This window comes from Bradyrhizobium sp. USDA 4486 (assembly GCF_054057995.1).
Genome location: NZ_JBSRZV010000001.1, coordinates 5230237 through 5248947, shown reverse-complemented (window position 1 = coordinate 5248947; position 18711 = coordinate 5230237). Strand labels below are relative to the sequence as shown.

Genomic DNA, 18711 nt, shown 5'->3' with positions numbered 1-18711 from the left:
AATGCATCGCGGTGGCGCAGAGCGTGGGAGCGAACGCAAGAGCTAAGGCTGTTTTCGCAGGCGGCGAAAGAGCCCGATGGGCGATTTCGGGGACGAAGTGGTCGACAGTCTCATTGTCGTCATCAAGCGATCCGGTATCATCGTCCCCAAATAACCGCAGCCGGGGCTGAAGGCCCCGCTGCGCGCCCGGCGCGTTGAGATCTCGCGCCACCACTGCTGCAAGGATTGACGATCACAAGGCAGCAGCGTGCTAACGCCGGCGGTGAAGGTTCGCCAGTCGGCAAGGCATTTTTTCGGAACGGCTGTCAGGACTGGTACGCCTTGGGTGATCGCGTCAACGAATTCGGCGCGCAGGCCCCGGCCAGCGGCTTCTTGTTTGGCGAATTTGTTGATCACGAGAAGATCTATATTGTCGCGAAGTGCCCGGGAAACGACAGCTGCGGCCTCGGCAAGTCCATTTGTATCGAGATTACAGGACATAGCTCCGCTGCCGAGCGGCTGGGAAATCGAGATCTCTTGTCCTGTCGCAACGTCGATCGCGAGCATGACGTGCGTGCCATTTGCGCACCTCGCGTGTCGCTGCACGATGCCGCCGATGCGTACGCCTTGCAGCGCGATCTCCTGCGCGAAATCGGCGAGTAGCCTATCCACATCGTCTTTTGGACGGTAGAGAATAGCCCCCACACTATTCGGATCTATCTCATCCAGATTATCGATCACGGCCGGGCCCCCTGTTGATGTGTTCCTCGTATCGAGCTATAGCTGTCGAACGCTCTCATGCGGATCGTGGCAGGCGTTGCAAGCACCGCTCGGCAGCAGCGAGCGGAACGGCGCGCGCGACCTCCGCAAAAACGTTCGCTCCATTGCTGAGCCGTAGCGCATCAAACGAGCGGCGCGTGATGCGCGCCAAAAGCGGCACGCCAGAACGGCCGGTTTCAAGAGCCAGAACCAAGGTGACCTCCGCCTCGTCGAACGGCAGAAAGGCTTTGATGCGTGCCGGAAATACATTGAGGATCGAGCTTGCACGTGGGGGCTCGCACGCGATGCTGACATCGCCGGCTGCGATGCGTAGCCGCAGCTGTGCGCCCGGTCTAAGCGGCACTCCAGGTATCAGAAAGCGCGCCCCGTTGAGGCGGAGCATAATCAGCCCATAGCGCCCGTCATAGCCGCCGACCAAGGTATCAAGACAGACTGCCGCTTCGCCGCGCCCGGCAAGCGCCGGATCGCTCTGAACGACGTTGAGCGGCCCGGCCGCAGTCACAACGCCATCTTTCATCATGACAAGATGATCGGCAAAACGCTCGATATCAGCGTAATCTTGGGTGATATAGATCATCGGCAATGGGAGCTTTTCCCGCATGCGCTCGAGAAATGGTAAGATTTCGCATTTAGCGGCGCGGTCGAGCACAATGAGTGGATCGTCCAGCAAAAGGAGCTGAGGCTGGCCCAACAGCGCGCTGCCAAGGGCAAGTCGCTGTCGCTCGGCCGCGGAAAGATGTGATGGCGAACGCTCGAGCAGCGGCGACAAGGCAAGCAATTCGACCACTCCATCAAAATCGATTAGTGTTGGTGTCGATGTTGACGCCTTGTATAGGAGGGTGCGCCTCACAGACCAATGAGAAAGAGGAACTGGTGGTCGGAATACATATGCGATGGGACGCAGATGAGGCGGTCGAAACTTTGTCTCGTCCTGCCAAATCTCTCCATCGACCGCACAAAATCCAGTCGGCACATGCTGCACGCCAGCGATGCAGCGCGCGAGTGTGGTCTTGCCGCACCCGGGCGGACCAAAAATTGCTGTGACGCCTTTGGCCGGCAGACTGAATTGCGCATCTAACGGAATGTTCGCGAGAGAGCCGTTGAACGCAACCTCAATATAGCCCGCTCTTGCTTCTCTCATGAACCTGCGCCTGTGCTGTGTCTTCCCATCCAAGTCACGAGCACAATCGCTGCAATAGAGTGCTCGCCTGAGGGCATAAGCTGCGGCGGCGGACTGCAGATCTGTGTTAAGATCAGAGGCTTCTTGAGCATCTCCGCGCAGCGACGATCGTGACAGTCGGACGCTGCCCAGTGCGCTCGCCAATGAGAGGGAAAGCGCCTCTCCCTTAGCGCGAGGTTTTCAGCCTGCTTCGCCGGCCCGGGGGCTTTTGCTGAATGTCCAAATTGCGCGGCTTGAGAGGTTTGGCGGTAAAGATGTCGGCTCAGGCCAGAGCTGAATACTGGCTCGGGGCCCGAAATCCGCATCAAGGATCCCACGGCTTTGCTAGCCGATTTGAAGTTTGCGCCGGGAGCCACGGTCATGGCTTCTGCATTCTCGGGTGCGACCAGCATCAAAGCCAGATCAATCAAGATGAATCGGATAAATCTCATTGAAACTCTGGCTCCCCGCGCCCCTTCCTTGGTGGCGACTGGTTGATCCCTACCCAGCAATCCGCGTGCCGTTTCAAGGAATATCTGCGCGTCTTGCGCAAGGGAGGTTTTGTATCGGTCTCCACCCGACATCTTAATTCGTCACATCTTATTGTAGGACTGTGGACGCTCGCGTCACCATGCGCACATGTAGGAGCTACCACATGAAAGCTTAGGATGATCCATCGCCTTTTGGATTGGGGATGGTGCTGTGGCGAACATGCGACCGTAAAACTCGTCAATGAGGGACAAGTGCACGCCATCCGAGCTGGCGCACGTTGCGATCTGTGCGGAGGAGAAGGTCGGCGGCCGGGCGCTTGAAAAAAGGGCTGATGTGAGATGATATGCGGTGCCCGCGAGCTACGGCAGAACGTCTACCTAGCAGCACGGGTTGCCGACGTATTTCAGGGCGCGCGGTCCTTCGTTGCCTCGCGAGTCGACGCAGGATTGAGTTGCCCAAGACGGATGATTTGACCCGCTAAGGAACTCTGGCTCGGCGACGAACGGGTTGGGGCGCGAGGTCCGCAATTTGAGGCTACTGAATGCTCCAGCTTGGATCGCCTAGGGTGTCGCTATCGTGAAGGCCTATTTGTCTAAGGAGGGCTTTGGCGTTGCAATGGTGCGCGTGGGCAGTATCGGGTACTCGATCTTCGGCAGCTGCCCGGTGAGCGAATTCAGAAAGGCGACAATCTCGTCAGTTTCTTCATCGCTGAGCTTTGCTCCAAGCTGAACCTCACTCATGGCGCCGACCGCTTGCTTTAGACTCCAAACCTGACCAGAATGAAAGTAGGGCGGGCGCAATGCGACGTTGCGCAACGGCGCCGAGCGGAAAACATACTCGTCGCCGAGATCCTTGGTGACGGCAAAACGACCCTTGTCCTCCTTTGGAAGCAGGCTTTCGGCTGGCCTTTTAATGACGCCGAAGCGAAAATAATCCTGTCCACCGACATTAATTCCGTTGTGGCAAGAGGAACATCCCTTTTCGATGAATAGCTTTAGCCCGGTTTTCTGCTGATCGCTGAGAGCATATTCGTCGCCCTCGAGGTACCGATCGAAGGGTGCGGCGGGAGTAATCAAGGTTGCCTCGAAAGCCTCGATGGCCTTGGCGAAATTTTCAAACGTAACGGGCGCCACTTCGTTTGGAAAAGCCTTACTGAACATAACGACATAATCGGTCATTGAATTCAATGTTTTGAGCACGTGATCGGGCGTCGCATTCATTTCGACGCTGGCCTGGACAGGGCCTGCGGCTTGCGCCTTAAGATCCGCCGCTCGCCCATCCCAGAACTGCGCCACGTTGAAGACCGCGTTATAGACTGTTGGCGCACGACGTGACCCCAGCTGCCAACGATGACCAATCGACCTCGGCCCGGCATCTACCCCGCCCGTCCCAAGGTTATGACACGTATTGCAGCTAATAACGCCGCTCGCCGATAGCCTCGAATCGAAAAACAAGGATTTGCCAAGTGTGACCTTTTCATGGGTGATAGGATTGTCCTTCACCGCTGGAGCGACTGAGGGAATTGGCTTGAAAATCCGCTTGGCGACGCGCATCAAATCCTCATTGGCGCCTGCTGCGGGGGAAACCAGAATGGCTGAGGCCACAACACTTAACCTACCGGCCCTGGAAAGCTCGCGTACCGCTATTTTCCTCATGTGATGTCTCGCTTTTCTCCTAGATCGTGGAATCGCAAACATAGCGCTCGGTCCGCGTCCCCCCGCAGAACGACGTGCAGCAGTCAACGAATGATCCGTATGTTGGGCTAGGCTGCACCCAGGCCGACGCTCCGCCGGTGCTATAGCAACCGGCGTGCCAGCGGCCTCAAGGTCGAAGCCTACTGAGCTGGTTTCAAGCAATTGCGCACTGTGAATTGCAGCAAGCGGCTTGAGGCTGTCGAATCGACGGTACGTGACGGGTGCGACGAATCATCATCCAGCCACGGGAATCCTGGCCTGTCGGTCCAAGCCTCCGTGCTTCTCGGAAACTCACCCTACGGCACTCTTTGACTCTGCCGGTCAGCTGGCTGAGACCGCGAACAAAGCGAGCTGCGCCGGCGGAGCTTTTCGCTGCTCGGCTCGATGCGTGCGCTTTGAGCCTTCAACCCCCACACTAAGCTAATCGCCAGCAACATCAGTGACGTTCCTACCCGCGGGGCAGTCGGTCAGGCGTGCAGTTGTCAGGAGTTCGTCCTACTGCCAACAATGTGGGTACGCCCGTCTCAGCACGTATTCACACGTGCCGGACGCTCAAAGTGCTTGAATCGACCGTAGCGTCAGGTTGTAGGCATTGCGAAGCAGAACGCCGCCGGGAGACAGCATCGCCACGCGCTAATCGGCCGATCTTTGTCGTACCTCCGTCTTCGCAATGAGCATGTTGTGCGTGGCGGGACGATGATTCGGAGGCGGTAATCATTGCGGCTGCCCCGCAACGGGCGCGATCATGCTGCCGAGGCGCCCAATCCGGCAAACAGATTACGCTCGCGAGGCAAAGAATAATAGTGAAGGATATGCGGCTTAAGACAGGTTTGGTGAATCAAGAGCGACGAATGAGCTGGATTTGCAATGCGCATAGCTGTGCATCCGCCCTCGCTGCGATCGTGATTGCGATCGCAGCCACATGGTGTACAGAACAAGCTCGTGCGCGAGATCGTGGGGCCGAGCAAGTCTTAATGTCATGCAGACTAGACGTGATGCGCTTCTGTGACCGCTTTAGAGGGCCTAGCGATGTGGAGGTAGCCATCTTTTGCCTTAGGGACAACTTCAAGAATTTGCGCGGCGAATGCCGCCGCATCATGCCAATTGCGGCGGAGAGAAAAGAAGGACCAAGACGGCGTCTCAACAGGCTTCCGATCGTCCTCCATCGAGAGTGAGGCGTCCGAGTGGCAGTTCCAGAAATTGAGCGACAGTGAGGTGTTCAGACCTGCGGGCCAGAGTTTAGCCAGCGTGGCCGAAAGTCGATCGGGCTGAAGCATCAGCCTGCCGCGCCGCAATTCATCTATCCGGGGGCCGAGCTCCGTGAATCGATTGGCGCCGATCAGCAATGGATGTGCGCCCACGCGTGCTACGAGATTGCAATGCGCTCTGAACTTCAATTTCGTACTGAAGCAGTTGCGCTCTTCATCGCTGCAGCGATCCGCCGAGTTTGGGCTCGCCGTGAGATTGCCATCGGCTTGGTCGTGGCTGTCGGAAGGACAATCTGCGTAACTGTGGTGGTTACGGCAGGACATCTGCAGGAATTCGTGCTGCCCATCAATCTATGGCGTTGTGGTCGGCAACCAAGTATTTTCCGGCAGGTGGCTAAGTCGGCTATAACTGGCAAAAGATCGCCGGAACGTTAGCGTTGGAGGTTGTTCCGTCGTGGTCTTCTTCAGGTTTCTCAGCTGGAGAATAGCGTGGTTTCGACTGCCGGGCTCAAGACACAGATAGAGCCAGGAAACCTCTTTTGTTATCCGCCCGTCGACTTCCCGAAGGAACTCCTTGATGCCATTGCGGCGTTGTCGATGGGCGCTTCAGGGGAATCAGTTTGCCCGATCGTGATGCTCTTGGCCGAATACCGTTTCGGGCTCAAGGTCAAAGGAAACGCCGTCGCCACGAGCCGTTCAAAGGCAGAAAGTTGTTCAACCAGACGATTCTCGATGGCGTTGCGCTCCGCGCCAGGTAGGTCCGCTTTAAGGAGCCGACGGCACCGCCAGATTTCGCTCCGGAGCGATCTGGTCTCACTTAATGCATCATCAATTGAAGTCATCACAGATGCGTCGTCCCTGAACTATCAAGCATCGCGATGGTCATCGAGCGTCCATTCGTTGGCTCCGCATTCCTGCCGAATAATTGCACCCGAAGACTCGCGACTTTCCCGCCCATTCGTTCGGTGAGCAAAGATGCGCAGTCTACTGAAGAGTCGTAAATCGCAATTCATGCGTTCGAGACCGTTCAGAGCGCCATCGAAGACGACCCATAGGCCGGACGAATAGATGGCAGGCAGATCGCAAACTCAAGTAGCCCTTGTGCAACGTAGGCTGTCGATATCCGTGCCCCGAGATCGATAGATCTTTCGCAGCATCACACTCGAATCCAGATCGCGAAACATGCTGTAGTTCCGTCGGATCCATTGATGCAGCTCGGTGGACCAGTCATTCTCGTTGCGTAGATATCCGGTGAAGGAAAAGCCAAGCCGGTCTATATATCTCTTCAGGAACAGCGGAAGCGCGGGAATCCGAAGCACCCGCTCGCCATCCATCGCTTCAGGCAATTCGCCACGAAGCACGAATTCATTGTGGACGGTGACCAGCGACGCCGGCGGAATTCGGCGCCGCAGCATTTCATAACCGCGAAAGGAGATGCGGTCAGCGCCCGCGATGAAGAGAATGATGGGGGCGACATAGCAGCGCGCCGTCTCCTTCATGAAGCCGATCTCTTCGCACATCCTGAAGAATTCATCGAAGGCGTGAAAGCCGAGATCGATGACCTTGGCTACCCGGTCGTGGATGATAAGAGGGTCCATCAGCTGCATCTTGCCATAAGTGTCGATCACATCCGCGGTCTCCGTGATGTTGGGCAGGTAGTCGAGCAACGACGGCTCTTTCAAGTTGACATCAAACGACAGCGCTGTGCCGTTTTTCAACAGCAAGAACTCGCTCATGACCCGAGCGATGAGAGTTTTACCGACCTGCGGGCTAGGAGAGCAAATGATGTAGATGGGGGTTGCTAACATAGCCAGCAGATCAATTTCGTTTCGTACGTGGGCCCGACCTGAGCTCGCCGATGTGCGACTACTTCTCGCCGGCTCGGGTGGCGGACTTGGCGCCGGCCAATTCCGTCAAGTTGATGCGATCAAATTCGCTCCAGACATTTGCCAGCCAATGCCGGACATAACCGCGCAGCACGAAGGAGTTGTTCGCGGGTTCATCGTTCCGCCCCTTGTTCGCGACGAAGTCTACGAATGGGACGGATGCAACTTCCACCTGCTCGTAAGCCATCTCGTTGAGCTTCGGTATGACCAACTCAGTCGCATGTTTGATGCGGTGAAAATAGGAATTATAGGTCGCTTGATCCCACTGGAAGAATTGAGTGTCGTTGATGAAGTTCTTGACTAGGTAGTACTTTGCGCCGTTCATGAAGGTCGCGGTCTCCGCGATCTCGTCTAACGAAGCGATGGATGATCCCAGAATATGGAACACGGCGAATGTTATCTGGCCAGACCGCGCCGAGTCCAGAAATCCGATGTCACGCAAGGAAGCCAGCGCAGAGGACAGCAAGCCTGCGCGAGCATCAATGACCGTGACGGACAGCCCTGAGTTCAGGGTATCGAAGATCTTCATCTGGTCCGCTGTCGCCGTCATGTCAACGATCTCGGTGATCTCGGGATAAAAGCGCTTCAGCGTTCCCCGTGGCGACTCAGTGTCGAATGCGCGTGTTTGCACGTTGTTGACGCTGAAGTAGTCCAGTAGCGTTCGTGATACGGTGGTTTTGCCGACCCCTCCCTTGTCCGCACCTACCACAATTACAACTGGCTTCACCATGGAAATCTCCTGAGACACTCGCTATTGCCGCGCGCAAACTGCGCAACCGACGCGTCTCTGCTTTGGATGCGAACATGGCAGAAACAAGGGGCAATGAACCTTCGGATGCGAGAGATATGCAACCGATGAACATTTCAACATCAAGCGAGTGACGTCCTTGGATTGCAACGACGATGCAAGCCGATAATGGGGAGTAAATCACCTGTGGTGGCGATCTACGTGAGGTTTGTAAGCGGTTGGAATGCGTGCCGCCAAGAACCAATGGCCCGCCTGTGGTGATCGTTGCGTTGCCATAAGTGATCTAGCGACGCCGCAATCTAGATTGGCATAAAGCGACCGAATCTTACGTAGCGTTAGGTTGCGAGCTCGAGGAAGATGGCGGTGCTACGCGGCACGACTATGGCTTGGTAAATCGTCAAAGGTCCGCTGGATCAGATCGTCGTCTTTTCGGCAGACAGTGACCTTGAACGAGCGAGCTCTTACTCTGCTGAAGAGATCGAGATATGCGAGCGGTGAAACGGGCTGCTGAGTCGGCAAACCCGCCTGAAAGGGAATGCGAGGTGCGCGTCCACTTCTCGTTTCTTCTGGCCGGTCGCGCTTTATATAGTTGCTCTGCATATTCGGCCTCGGGTAAAGTTACACCACGCTTGCCTTCACATGGGGCAACCACCGGAGCGCTGCCAGACAGCCCCTAGGGTTTGCGCTGGAGGGGCATCGATGCCGCTGGCGCCACGGTACAGACGTGCCGGCTTAACGCAGCTCGAGCAAAGGCCGAAGGCGGTCGAAAGTAGCGATCCTCTGGCGCTGCGAAGAGCTCGATCCGGCCATCGTTGATAGCCTGGAAATGAAAAGAATTCGGACAAGCCATTTGGTAGGGGTTATTTCCACACCTGAGCTATTGCCCAATGGAGGACGACAGTGCCTCATCTTACTGTTCGCCGGCGCTATTTTCTATCTTGCATTTGGTTGCCCTGAAGACGTCAACCCGGACTACTTGTTTGGCAACGCGATTGAGCAAAAGCCGTGCTCGAGCGGCCGCATGGTAACTGTCCACGAGCGATATCTCTACGAGCTAAAGGCGGGTGGCTAGGCGCACTCTGTGCGGAGCAGCCAGGCGCTTGCTAAGCGCCTGGCTGCTAGAAGGTTAATTCGGTGGCGCCATCGGAGCGGCATCTAGCTGCTCGGTGCCTGGCGGAGGTATGGTCGCCGATGGCATAGTGGTCGGCTGCGTTGCGTCCTTTGGGGAGCGGCCAACGATAATTGTGAGCAGACCATCGCCCCACAGCCGCCGCGCTGCTCTCTTCGCGTCCGCCAACGTCACCCCATCGACCACGGCGTTGTGCTTTTCGAAATAGTCGATGGGCAGCTTGTCAAGCTGCTGCTGCTGCAGCGTCCGCGCAAGCTTTGATGATGTGTTGAGAGCCAGCAGTTGCGAACCCTTCAGGTAGGATTTTGCATCATCGAGTTCCTGCTGAGTCGGTCCCTCCTCGGCGATGTGGCGGACCTGCTTCTCGATTTCTTCGACCGTTTCGTAGGCACGATCGGCGCAGGTGCCGCTATTGCCTAGAAACATGGCTGAATGATCCAGCCAGACCATGTTCTCACGAACCGAGTAGGCTAGTCCGCGCTTCTCGCGGACTTCGCGGAACAAACGCGACGTCAGGCCGGCGCCGCCGAGGATGTGATTGACGACATAGGTGGCCATGAAATCGGGCTCGGTACGACGGACGGCTGGACCGCCAAAAGTTACAACTGTCTGTGGAACGTCGAGCGGAATAAAGACCCGCTGCGGCGGCTTTGCTGCGATGACGTCGGCGACCGGCGTCGCTTCCGCTTTGGTCGGCAGGCTGCCAAAGGTTTTATCGAGCAGCTTGCAGAGGATCTCTGGATCGACGTCGCCGACCACCGCGAGTTTGAGCGTGTCTTTTGCGAGCACGCGTCGGACATAGCCCTTGAGATCCGCGACTTCGATCTTCGGCACGCTTTCCAGCGAGCCCCCGACTGGGCGAGCATAAGGATGATTGCTAAAGGCGACTTCGAGGAACTTGCGATGGGCCAGAGACGAAGGATCGGTCGAGTCGTGCCGAAGGCGCGCAAGGACAGTGGCACGGATCCGTTCGACATCGGCCGCGTCGAAACGCGGCGAGGTCAGCGCCATGCGTAAAAGGTCGAAGGCGTCGTCTGCGTTGTCCTCGAGCGTGCGCAAGGAACCGCGGAAGTGATCATGGGTCGAGTGAAAATGCAGATCAATGGCACGATGCTCGAGCCGCTCATGAAAGGTCTTGAAGTCAAGCTCGCCGGAACCTTCCTTGAGCAGGCCAGCAACCATGTGGCTTACGCCAGGTTTTTGTTCGGGGTCCTGAGTCGCGCCGCCGGTGAAGGCAAATTCCATCGCGATCAACGGGACAGTGGAGTCCTGCACGAACCAGGCTTCTATACCGCAAGACGAAACCAGGCGCTTGATCCTGGTCCGGGCAAGCGTCCTCGTGGCGGCAAGCGAATTGGGCGAAGCGAGCGTGGCGATTGAGAGCGAGCCTCCCCCAAGGAGGACCTCACGTCGTGTGCAAGGATGGATCATTAGAGCTTCTCCCCGTATTTTGGGGTGGACTCTTTGATGAGATAGCCGGTCACCCCTCGCTTCTTGTCGAACCATTTCCGCGCGGCCTCCTGCACCTGCTGGGCACCGACCGCGCGGATGCCATCCGGCCAGCCCCGAATATCGTCGATGGATAGTCCCGTTGTGAGGCCGCGGCCATACCAGCGCGCGAGCATCTCCTGATCGTCCTGGGCGTAGGTTACCCGCGCGATCAGCCGTGTCTTGACCCTCTCGAGATCTTCGGTGCTCGCGGGATTACCCGCAATGTCGGCTATTACCTCGTCGATGGAGCGCTCGATCTGGCTGAGTTTGACGCCGGGTTTTGGTACGGCAGAAACCGCGAATAGCGAGGGATCGAGCGCGGCAGAGTGGTAGCTCGCTCCGGCAGTGACCGCGAGCTGCTTTTCGACCACCAGCGAGCGATAGAGATATGAGTTGACGCCGCCGCCCATCAACTGCTCGAGCACGTCGAGCACTGGACCCTCGCCGGCAGCCGCGGTGCGAGCCGATGGTATAAGATAATAGCGGTGCAGGGCTGGCTGCTCGATGCGGGCATCGGCCAACGTCACTGTGCGCGGCGCGGCCGGCGTCGGCTCCTGCGGCCGCAAGCGTTCCGGGGGAATTGATGCTTGCGTGGGGATGCCACCAAATGTCTCCGTCACCATCGAGCGGATTTCCTTAGGGGCGACGTCGCCAGCGACAATCAGGATCGCGTTGTTCGGTGCATAAAAGCGCTTGTAAAAAGTAAGCGCATCCTCTCGGGTAAGCTTTTCGATTTCATGCCGCCACCCGATAATGGGGCGACCGTAGGGGTGGTTGAGGTAAAGCGCCGCCATCATCTGCTCGGCGAGACGTTCACGCGGATTGTTGGCGACGCTCATATTGAATTCCTCCAGAACGACGTCGCGCTCGCAAAGCACGTCCTCATCTTTGAGAATGAGACCGGTCATGCGGTCGGCTTCAAATTCCATCATCTTACCGAGGTGCTCGCGCGGCACGTGCTGGAAGTAGCTGGTGTAGTCGAGCCCGGTGAAGGCGTTGTGAGTGCCGCCGGCGCGCAGGACGGTCTTGGAGAAGGCATCCGCCGGATGTTTGGAGGTGCCCTTGAACATCAGGTGTTCGAGGAAATGCGCCAGCCCCGATTTGCCAGACGGCTCGTCGGCGGAGCCGACCTTATACCAGATCATCTGAGTCACAACGGGTGTGCGATGATCCGGGATCGCGAGCACCTGGAGGCCGTTCTGAAGCGTGAAGCTAGCGGGCCGATCTGATCTGACCCTGTCGGCAAAGACGCTCTCCTCTTCAGGTAGATATAAGTCACTGCTATCATCCCATCCTGTGCTCGACCGCCGGCGCGGTGAGCGTCGTCGAGCCGGAGGTATTAGCGGCGGTACCTCCTGCCTTGGCGGTGACCGAACTCAGAGTCTTCATGGTATCGCCTTTCATTCCATGCTGATCCACGTTCATGGCAGGCAAATCCGACAAAGCGCGGAGCCGCCCGTTTTGCCAAACAGCAGAGCAAAGACCGGACCAGTTGCTGGAGTCGCGTACTCACGGCCGCGCGCACGCCAAGTGGATACAGAACAGAACTGGCACCTACCATCCTGGCAAAAGGTGAACCGTCGACGTGTCGTGAACACGACATTTACGCACGACGCGTCAAGAAAACCTGGCGTCAACTGGCAGAATGGAAACTTGCAGAAGAGATCGATTGAGCGGCGGTATGAGGTCGGACCAACTTTCCGCAGGCTCGCGGCTATAGATCTCGCTCTATACGATGAGTGGCTTGGCGATATTTCTCATGGTCGCGAGGCGGGAGTCGGCGAGCAGCTCCCTGGAGTACACTGCGCCGAAGTAGTCCAGGACAAAGGTACCAGAATAGCGTAGAGTATCGGCCGCGCGGATTAGGTTATCAAGAATTGTGCCGACTTGGCCGATGCGATCGCGATAGCGCGAGCGGATAACATTAACGGCGTTCATCGAGTGGACCGCCTCGTCGGCAATTACCTCCCGCAGCCAATGATGGAATGTGTTGTTCCCAAGGGCGTCATAAAACGGTTTTTCTGCTGCATAGGCGCGGCAAGTGCACATTTCATCAAATGCGATCATAACCATCACGGAAAATTCGTCCTTCAGGTGTTCAACGATCGGCCCAAAATCATGAGATCGAGCATCCAATCTCTCCCGAAGAGTCTTTTCGGATTCATTAGCGACAAGTTCAATGATCCGGATGAATCCGTCGGTGTGGCGCTCTTCGTCAATCGCCCAGGCGTTAAAGAATGCAGCAGCTTCATCGGAAGCGATAAGATTTCGCGCCACTAATTCTTGTTTCAAGTACCGGGCGTCATATTCGGTGTACAGATCAGGCCACAATTTGTCCCAACGTGCGCGGACAGCCGACGGCTCGGCGGCGAACATCGCTGGCGTAAGAGTATTGAATAATTCTTTTGGACTCCAGTTCCGTCGGAACGGCGTGATCATCCGAGTGCCCCTAAACGCGTAGGATGCGAGCGCGCCGGCGCACAATTGTTGTCATCTGTTCGCTCGTGTCATCCGTCGCTCGCATAGCATATGCTACAAACAAGAGGCCGTCGTCTCCCTGTTTTGGTAGGCTGATGGCCAGAGGTCTTTCGGCTGGCTGAAGCGTCCCCTTGAATGGCGCAATAGCCTTTTGTGATCCACACAGCCGCAAAACCCGGGACACTTGTCATTGCTCGTTGCGGGTCTAAAACGGCCTCCTTGACCTCGCGAGGGGCGCTCTGGCGGGCCGCCATGCTGACTGGCACGATAGTTTCAGCAGATCCACGACGCCGCCAGGGGTAAAAGGATGGCGACAAAGCACCGGCTCTCTGTCTTTCAAGTCACCAATAAACGGATTGCCTAAATTAGTTAGTGAAGAGTCGAAAGACAGACCAGTTCACAGTCATCTCGATTGAGATGCAAGCCGAAACGTGCCTCGCTCGCGCTAGCTATCGCTAACTCCGCTATCCAACCAAATAAGCTGAGCCAACGGGGTGCAGAAGCGCCCGGATGGAGCACTGCCGAGCGGTTTTATGTGGATGTGATCCTTGTGGAAGACATTCATTATCGGCCCCCGTCATGCCGGCAAGATTCTGCCAACCATTCACGGCTTCCACTCCGACCGCTAACGGATCGAAAACGGTTTTCGAGCAAGTTCTTGCCCGGGATAGCAGGGGAGGAGATCCACACATGAGCGGACCGGCCGTTATGGAAAACGTGCGCCGCTATCGCGCGATAGCTTCGTTGTGCCGTCAGTCCGCCGCATTTCGGCCAATCCAACGGGACTCGTTGCTAGCCCAAGCTGCAGAGTGGGAGGAACGCGCGATCGCAGAGATCGAGAAATACTTCAGTTGTTCTGCTGCACGTCCTGCTTGATTGCGCTCGACGATGAAAAGTATCCACCATCTGGCCAATAGGTCGGATCATGAAAGGCAATGCTGGCCAAACGATCCAGTCGCGCAAGCGGCCGCGCTGGGAATTCATCGGTGGGAGCTTCGAATAGAACGCTCAAATAACTTCATCATCTCCGCCAGCACATCCCGGGCCCTCGTCCGGCCACCGGATAGCTCAGCTCTATTGCTTCCGCCCGGGCCGACGCTGTGCCAAGGGGCCCATTACGTTGCCCGGGGGATGATGCGTTCGCATTCGGCAAGAAGGAGTCCTTGGTTCGGCACCGTTCGTCGCGGTGCCGTGCAAATATTAAGCCCTAAAGCCGACCGTAAGAGGGCCATGCCGAGTAAATCTGCTAGCCGCCGGGAGCTCAGATATGTTCAATGATCGCCTGATGAATGTCGGCGCGCGCTGGACATCCGGAAGATCCGATGTTGCGCCGCGCAAGGAAAACGGAAACTCCGGCTTATCAAAAGCGCGATTCCGCCGTCCCCTGCGGATGCAGAAATCATTGATCAAGAGTTATATGGCGAAGGGCATGATATGCGAGGCTGACCTCGCCAAAGTCGATCTGGCCAATGACGTCGGTTATCTTCGTGTAGAGCCTGTACGCTCTACATAAAATATATTCATCATACGGATCGCTCGCAGGCTTTACCGCACTCTCGGTCCACCTGGCATTGCCGCTATTGTCTTCAGTTGCGGCAAGTACAAGGGCGGTTTACCGGCTCGTTGCCTTGTCCTTTGTTTTCTATTTGTCCTCGTGCTTGGTGGAATCAAGTGCCATCATCGAGTCACTTACCTCAACAGCTGCTGCGCGGGCTTTCGCTTCCGGATTGAAAGAGTGAGAGAGAACGAGGGTTCGCTGCCGTCGATCCGGAGCTGATGTTCAAGCAAGATATCGCCCGCGTTATCGACAAGCGGATGAGTAGCCTGGAAATCCATTATTGAGGTGAGTTCATCTCACCCAGGTAATTGTTCGCGCCAAAGTTTCTTGCGCTTAAGCAGCTCCCTCGGACGACCTCCGGCTTCGGTTCTCAGGAACCCGGCGCTCTTGTTCCCGAGCTGATAGCTGAAATATCGCGCTTTCTCCGAACCAGACTTCGTGCGGAAGAAAAACGCAACGTCCGCTGTGCGTCGAGCCTTTCGGGACACCGGAGCTCGAGTATCGCTGCGGATTCGCAGCAATATCCTCTGTGTCTCCGCCATAAAACTCTGCCAGCTTGTTCTCGAATGAAGATCTTGAGATCTCAACCGCCGGTGGCTCGTCAACCAGCGCGTATGGCAGGACTGCAGTCGAAAAATGAATCAGAGGATAAACTCGATGGCGCCGAATTCAGGAAGGAGAGTATATCCAGCGAATCCTTGGCGATGCGCGTAGTACCGGTCATCAGTCCCGCTCGTTCTCATTTCATCGGCCTCGGAAGCGCATTTTGTATCGGATAAATTGCTGGTGCGCTGAAACATGAAGCCTCCCATTTGTATCCGCGAGGTCGCGGGGGCTGCCGCCGATTGAGTGTTCCGCGTTCATGGCAAGCCGAGCTGTCGGCATGCTGACAGCTAAGCATCAAGACGTCACCATTCCGATCCGCTCCCGCATGGGCTTGTTCGAGATAGCGCCGCGAGGCGCGGGCCGTCCGCCTGCGGTGCTGGGTTGGCGCCGCCGGTCTCCGTCTGACCTTCAAGGGCGATGGACAGTTTGAAGTTATTGCGCAGCATCGGGTTTGCGGGTTCCGCTGCGAGAGCTTGGCGGTAGAGTTCTTGGGCCTCCCGATGTCGGCCCTCATGATCGAGAACAACTGCTTTGGCGTTCAATGCGCGCAGATCGCCAGGGGCTGCCAATAGGATGCCGTCGAGCACCTCAAGCGCATCATTGGGGCATTTGCGTGCCAGCAAAGCCCGCGCAAGAGGAATCGCGGCATCAACATTGTCCGGTCGTTGCTTCAGCGCATCGCGCAAAGCCTTCTCGTCAGCATCCCGACCGAGGGCGAGAGCGATGCGCTCGCGCATAGCTGGATCGACCTCCTTGGCCCCGACCAGCTCTGCCGCAGACGTCGGCTCCTGTGAAAGACCCGACTTGTGCGAGTTAACGCAACCTGCGAGCAGCACGATGGCAAGCATGGGGAGGAAGGCCGAGCACGAATAGCGACGAAAGTTACTCCAGCGCCGCAGAACGTTAATGTTACATAGATTCATAAGCGACCTCACGATCCCAAACCTGTGCTCGTCAGCCGGCCGCAGGGAGGAGGTCACGACGCCCGCCTGTAGGAGTCTTGTCCTTGCCAGGCGCAAGTTTGACGGAGCCAATCGGCTGGATGGTGAAATCCGAGGCGAGATCCTGATAGGAGAGAACAGGTAGGTCTATTCCATTGCGAGTGAGAAAGCCGCGGACGAAGCGTCGGATATCCATCGATCCCAGGATAACTGGCTGATTCTGACTGCGTGCGATGCTCGAATGGATCTGGCGAAATTGTGAAAGCAGCATCTCGCTTTGCCGATCCTCCAAAACGAGATAGGGACCGACAGCGGTCTCGCGCACCGCACTGCGCACGATATCCTCGGTCTCGCGCTCGACGATAAAAGCCGCGACAACACGATGGGCGTTGGCGTAGCGGTGACAGATCTGCCGCTTCAGGGCGGAGCGGACATATTCGGTGAGCAGTACGGCATTTTGTTCCCGTTCGCTCCATTCTGCAAGCGCCTCCAAAACCAAACGGGTGTTCCGGATCGGGATGCCCTCGTCCAGCAAGCGACGTAGGACATCCGCGATGCGAGGGATCGGTGTCGTGCGCAGCACCTCTTTCACCAGATCGGCATATTCCTGCTCCATCCGGCCAAGCAACTGACGCGTTTCCTGAATGCCAACCAAGCGCTGTGCATAGCGTGTCAACGTTGACTGGACGCGCAAGGCGATGATTTCGCTCGGATGGTGGTGCCCTATTCCGGCTGCTTTGAGAGCAGGCGCATGGACTTGTTTGATCCAGATCCGATTCGTGTCTGGGTCGTGCCAAAAGGGGATCCCGCTCAAATCAATGTTCGCCACGTCGTCATTAAGTAAGAGTTGTGTGGGGTCAATGGCGCCCTCTTCTACGGGCACTCCTTCGACGTCCACCCGGAATTGCAATTGGGCCAGGTGCTTTGCGCTTTGGGCGGGAATGCGTGGAATTGTGATGCCAAGATCAGCTGACACCAGTGCCGCAACCCGAGCGACGCACTGCTCGAGTTCCCCTACGTCGATTGCCTGCATCAAGCTCGGCGCTAGCAACAGCGTAATTGGAAGTGCCTCCGCGGGCACGGCTTGCTTCTGACCCTGTGCGGAAGCGGGAGCCGAACCGGTGGGACCGGCGCCGGCTTTGGGAGCGGTCTTGCCCTCTTGCACGCCAACCTTGAGAAAGCTGGCGGCGGAGAAGAGCGCGGCCAGTATGACAAAGGGGGGCAAAGGGAAGCCAGGAACGAGCCCCATCACAAGCAAGACACAGGAGGCCAAGCGTAGCGCTTGTGTGCTGGCCGTAAGTTGGTTGACGATATCGGCGCCGAGATTGAGTTTGGAAGGACCGTTGACACGAGTAACAATGGTTGCCGCGGTAATTGACAGTAGCAGAGCCGGAATCTGCGAAATGAGCGCATCACCGATCGTCAGGATGGTGTATTGATGCATCGCGTCCTCGAGGGACATGCCCTTGGAGAGTGATCCGATCGTGATGCCACCCAGCATGTTGATGCAGATGACTATAAGTCCGGCTATGGCGTCGCCCTTCACGAATTTCATAGCGCCGTCCATCGCGCCGTGCAGTTGGCTTTCTCGCTCCAGCGCGCCGCGCCGGCTGCGGGCTTCGTGCTGATCGATATGGCCGTTGCGCAGCTCCGCGTCGATCGCCATCTGCTTGCCCGGCAGCGCATCGAGCGTGAAGCGCGCCGATACCTCCGCCACCCGTTCGGCGCCCTTGGCGAGGACCATGAACTGCACCATGGTCACGATCAGGAATATGACAATGCCGACGGCGATGTTGCCGGATATGACGAAATCGCCGAAGGTATGGATGATGCTGCCGGCATCGCCCTCGGCTAGGATCAGTCGCGTCGTTGCAACGGTAAGAGCGAGACGAAAGACGGTGGAGATCAGGATGACGCCCGGTAGGGATGAAAAGTCGAGCGGCGTGTTGAGATACAAGGCTACCATCAACAGCAATATGGCAAACCCTAGGTTGAAGCCGATCAGCATATCGATCACGATGATCGGGATCGGCATGATCATCATTCCGATGGCCAAAAGAAGCATCAACGCGACCATCAAATCCGGGTGAGCCGGCGCGCGCGTGATGAGAATTCGTAGAAGGTTGGCCATCAGAAGCCTTATTGTTGTTCAATTGCAGCTGTGCTGCCCCGCAACAAAACATAGCGCTTGAAGACGGCTTGCGCTTCGGTCATGCGGCCAGCGTGACGCAGGGCGTGGCTGCGCATCAGCATCAAGGGCAGACACGAAGACGGCTCGTCATCCAGTTTGTCAAGCTTGTCCAATACCGACAGTGCTTCGTCACCGCGACGCTCCGAGATGAGAGCGTAGGCCAGGATGCGGAGCAGTCCGATGTCTTGGGACTGTTCGTGAGCGACCAGCCGCAACAGAGCCAGGCTCTTGGCGCTCTGTCCGCACGCAAGGTAGACATAAGAAAGCACGCAGAGCAAATCTCGCTCCGGCCCGGAGATCAGCTCGACAGCGCCGGCTTCGGAAACGCGCTGTGTAGATGTGAAGTGTTGCACTTTGTCTGGCCCGGCCAT

General features: G+C 57.2%; 15 protein-coding genes. 2 read left to right on the top strand and 13 right to left on the bottom strand.

The genetic code is table 11. The features are described 5' to 3' along the window. Window positions 1-42: 42 nt before the first annotated feature. The 9 genes from ACVWY3_RS24885 to ACVWY3_RS24845 form a co-directional block, all read right to left on the bottom strand. Window positions 43-720 carry a DUF2478 domain-containing protein gene (locus tag ACVWY3_RS24885; protein WP_456840818.1) on the bottom strand — a complete coding sequence of 226 codons (678 nt, stop codon included), beginning with the start codon at window positions 718-720 and terminating at the stop codon, window positions 43-45. Between the two features lie 55 nt (window positions 721-775). Further along, the gene (modC, locus tag ACVWY3_RS24880; protein WP_456840817.1) at window positions 776-1900 is read right to left on the bottom strand and encodes a molybdenum ABC transporter ATP-binding protein; all 1125 of its coding nucleotides are present in this window, start codon (window positions 1898-1900) and stop codon (window positions 776-778) included. Window positions 1901-2994: 1094 nt separating this feature from the next. Then, entirely contained in the window at window positions 2995-4065 is a 1071-nt protein-coding gene (locus tag ACVWY3_RS24875; RefSeq protein ID WP_456840816.1) for a cytochrome-c peroxidase, read from the bottom strand. Between the two features lie 1025 nt (window positions 4066-5090). Continuing rightward, window positions 5091-5636: a hypothetical protein gene (locus tag ACVWY3_RS24870; protein ID WP_456840815.1), complete on the bottom strand. Its 546-nt coding sequence runs from the start codon at window positions 5634-5636 to the stop codon at window positions 5091-5093. 764 nt (window positions 5637-6400) lie between these two features. Beyond that, window positions 6401-7120: a hypothetical protein gene (locus tag ACVWY3_RS24865; protein WP_456840814.1), complete on the bottom strand. Its 720-nt coding sequence runs from the start codon at window positions 7118-7120 to the stop codon at window positions 6401-6403. 58 nt (window positions 7121-7178) lie between these two features. Then, window positions 7179-7928, bottom strand: a complete 750-nt coding sequence (locus ACVWY3_RS24860; RefSeq protein WP_135174520.1) for a P-loop NTPase family protein — start codon at window positions 7926-7928, stop codon at window positions 7179-7181. A 1144-nt stretch (window positions 7929-9072) separates the two neighbouring features. Further along, the gene (locus tag ACVWY3_RS24855; RefSeq protein WP_456840813.1) at window positions 9073-10506 is read right to left on the bottom strand and encodes a M16 family metallopeptidase; all 1434 of its coding nucleotides are present in this window, start codon (window positions 10504-10506) and stop codon (window positions 9073-9075) included. Next, window positions 10506-11753: a M16 family metallopeptidase gene (locus ACVWY3_RS24850; RefSeq protein ID WP_456840812.1), complete on the bottom strand. Its 1248-nt coding sequence runs from the start codon at window positions 11751-11753 to the stop codon at window positions 10506-10508. Before ACVWY3_RS24850 ends, ACVWY3_RS24855 begins: the two co-directional genes overlap by 1 nt. Window positions 11754-12294: 541 nt before the next feature. Beyond that, complete coding sequence (locus ACVWY3_RS24845) at window positions 12295-13005, bottom strand: hypothetical protein (protein WP_456840811.1); 711 nt, start codon at window positions 13003-13005, stop codon at window positions 12295-12297. A gap of 729 nt (window positions 13006-13734) precedes the next feature. Here ACVWY3_RS24845 and ACVWY3_RS24840 point away from each other — a divergent pair. Together ACVWY3_RS24840 and ACVWY3_RS24835 are read left to right on the top strand one after the other, a co-directional pair. After that, window positions 13735-13920, top strand: a complete 186-nt coding sequence (locus ACVWY3_RS24840) for a hypothetical protein (protein WP_456840810.1) — start codon at window positions 13735-13737, stop codon at window positions 13918-13920. 391 nt (window positions 13921-14311) lie between these two features. After that, complete coding sequence (locus ACVWY3_RS24835; protein ID WP_456840809.1) at window positions 14312-14557, top strand: hypothetical protein; 246 nt, start codon at window positions 14312-14314, stop codon at window positions 14555-14557. A gap of 686 nt (window positions 14558-15243) precedes the next feature. Here ACVWY3_RS24835 and ACVWY3_RS24830 read toward each other — a convergent pair. The 4 genes from ACVWY3_RS24830 to sctY form a co-directional block, all read right to left on the bottom strand. Next, window positions 15244-15402 carry a hypothetical protein gene (locus ACVWY3_RS24830; protein WP_456840808.1) on the bottom strand — a complete coding sequence of 53 codons (159 nt, stop codon included), beginning with the start codon at window positions 15400-15402 and terminating at the stop codon, window positions 15244-15246. A gap of 108 nt (window positions 15403-15510) precedes the next feature. Next, window positions 15511-16056, bottom strand: a complete 546-nt coding sequence (locus ACVWY3_RS24825; RefSeq protein WP_456840807.1) for a tetratricopeptide repeat protein — start codon at window positions 16054-16056, stop codon at window positions 15511-15513. Between the two features lie 106 nt (window positions 16057-16162). Next, window positions 16163-18280: a type III secretion system export apparatus subunit SctV gene (gene sctV / locus ACVWY3_RS24820; RefSeq protein ID WP_456840806.1), complete on the bottom strand. Its 2118-nt coding sequence runs from the start codon at window positions 18278-18280 to the stop codon at window positions 16163-16165. 8 nt (window positions 18281-18288) lie between these two features. Then, a complete protein-coding gene (sctY, locus tag ACVWY3_RS24815) occupies window positions 18289-18711 on the bottom strand; it encodes a type III secretion apparatus assembly chaperone SctY (protein WP_122405455.1) in 423 nt (140 codons plus the stop codon).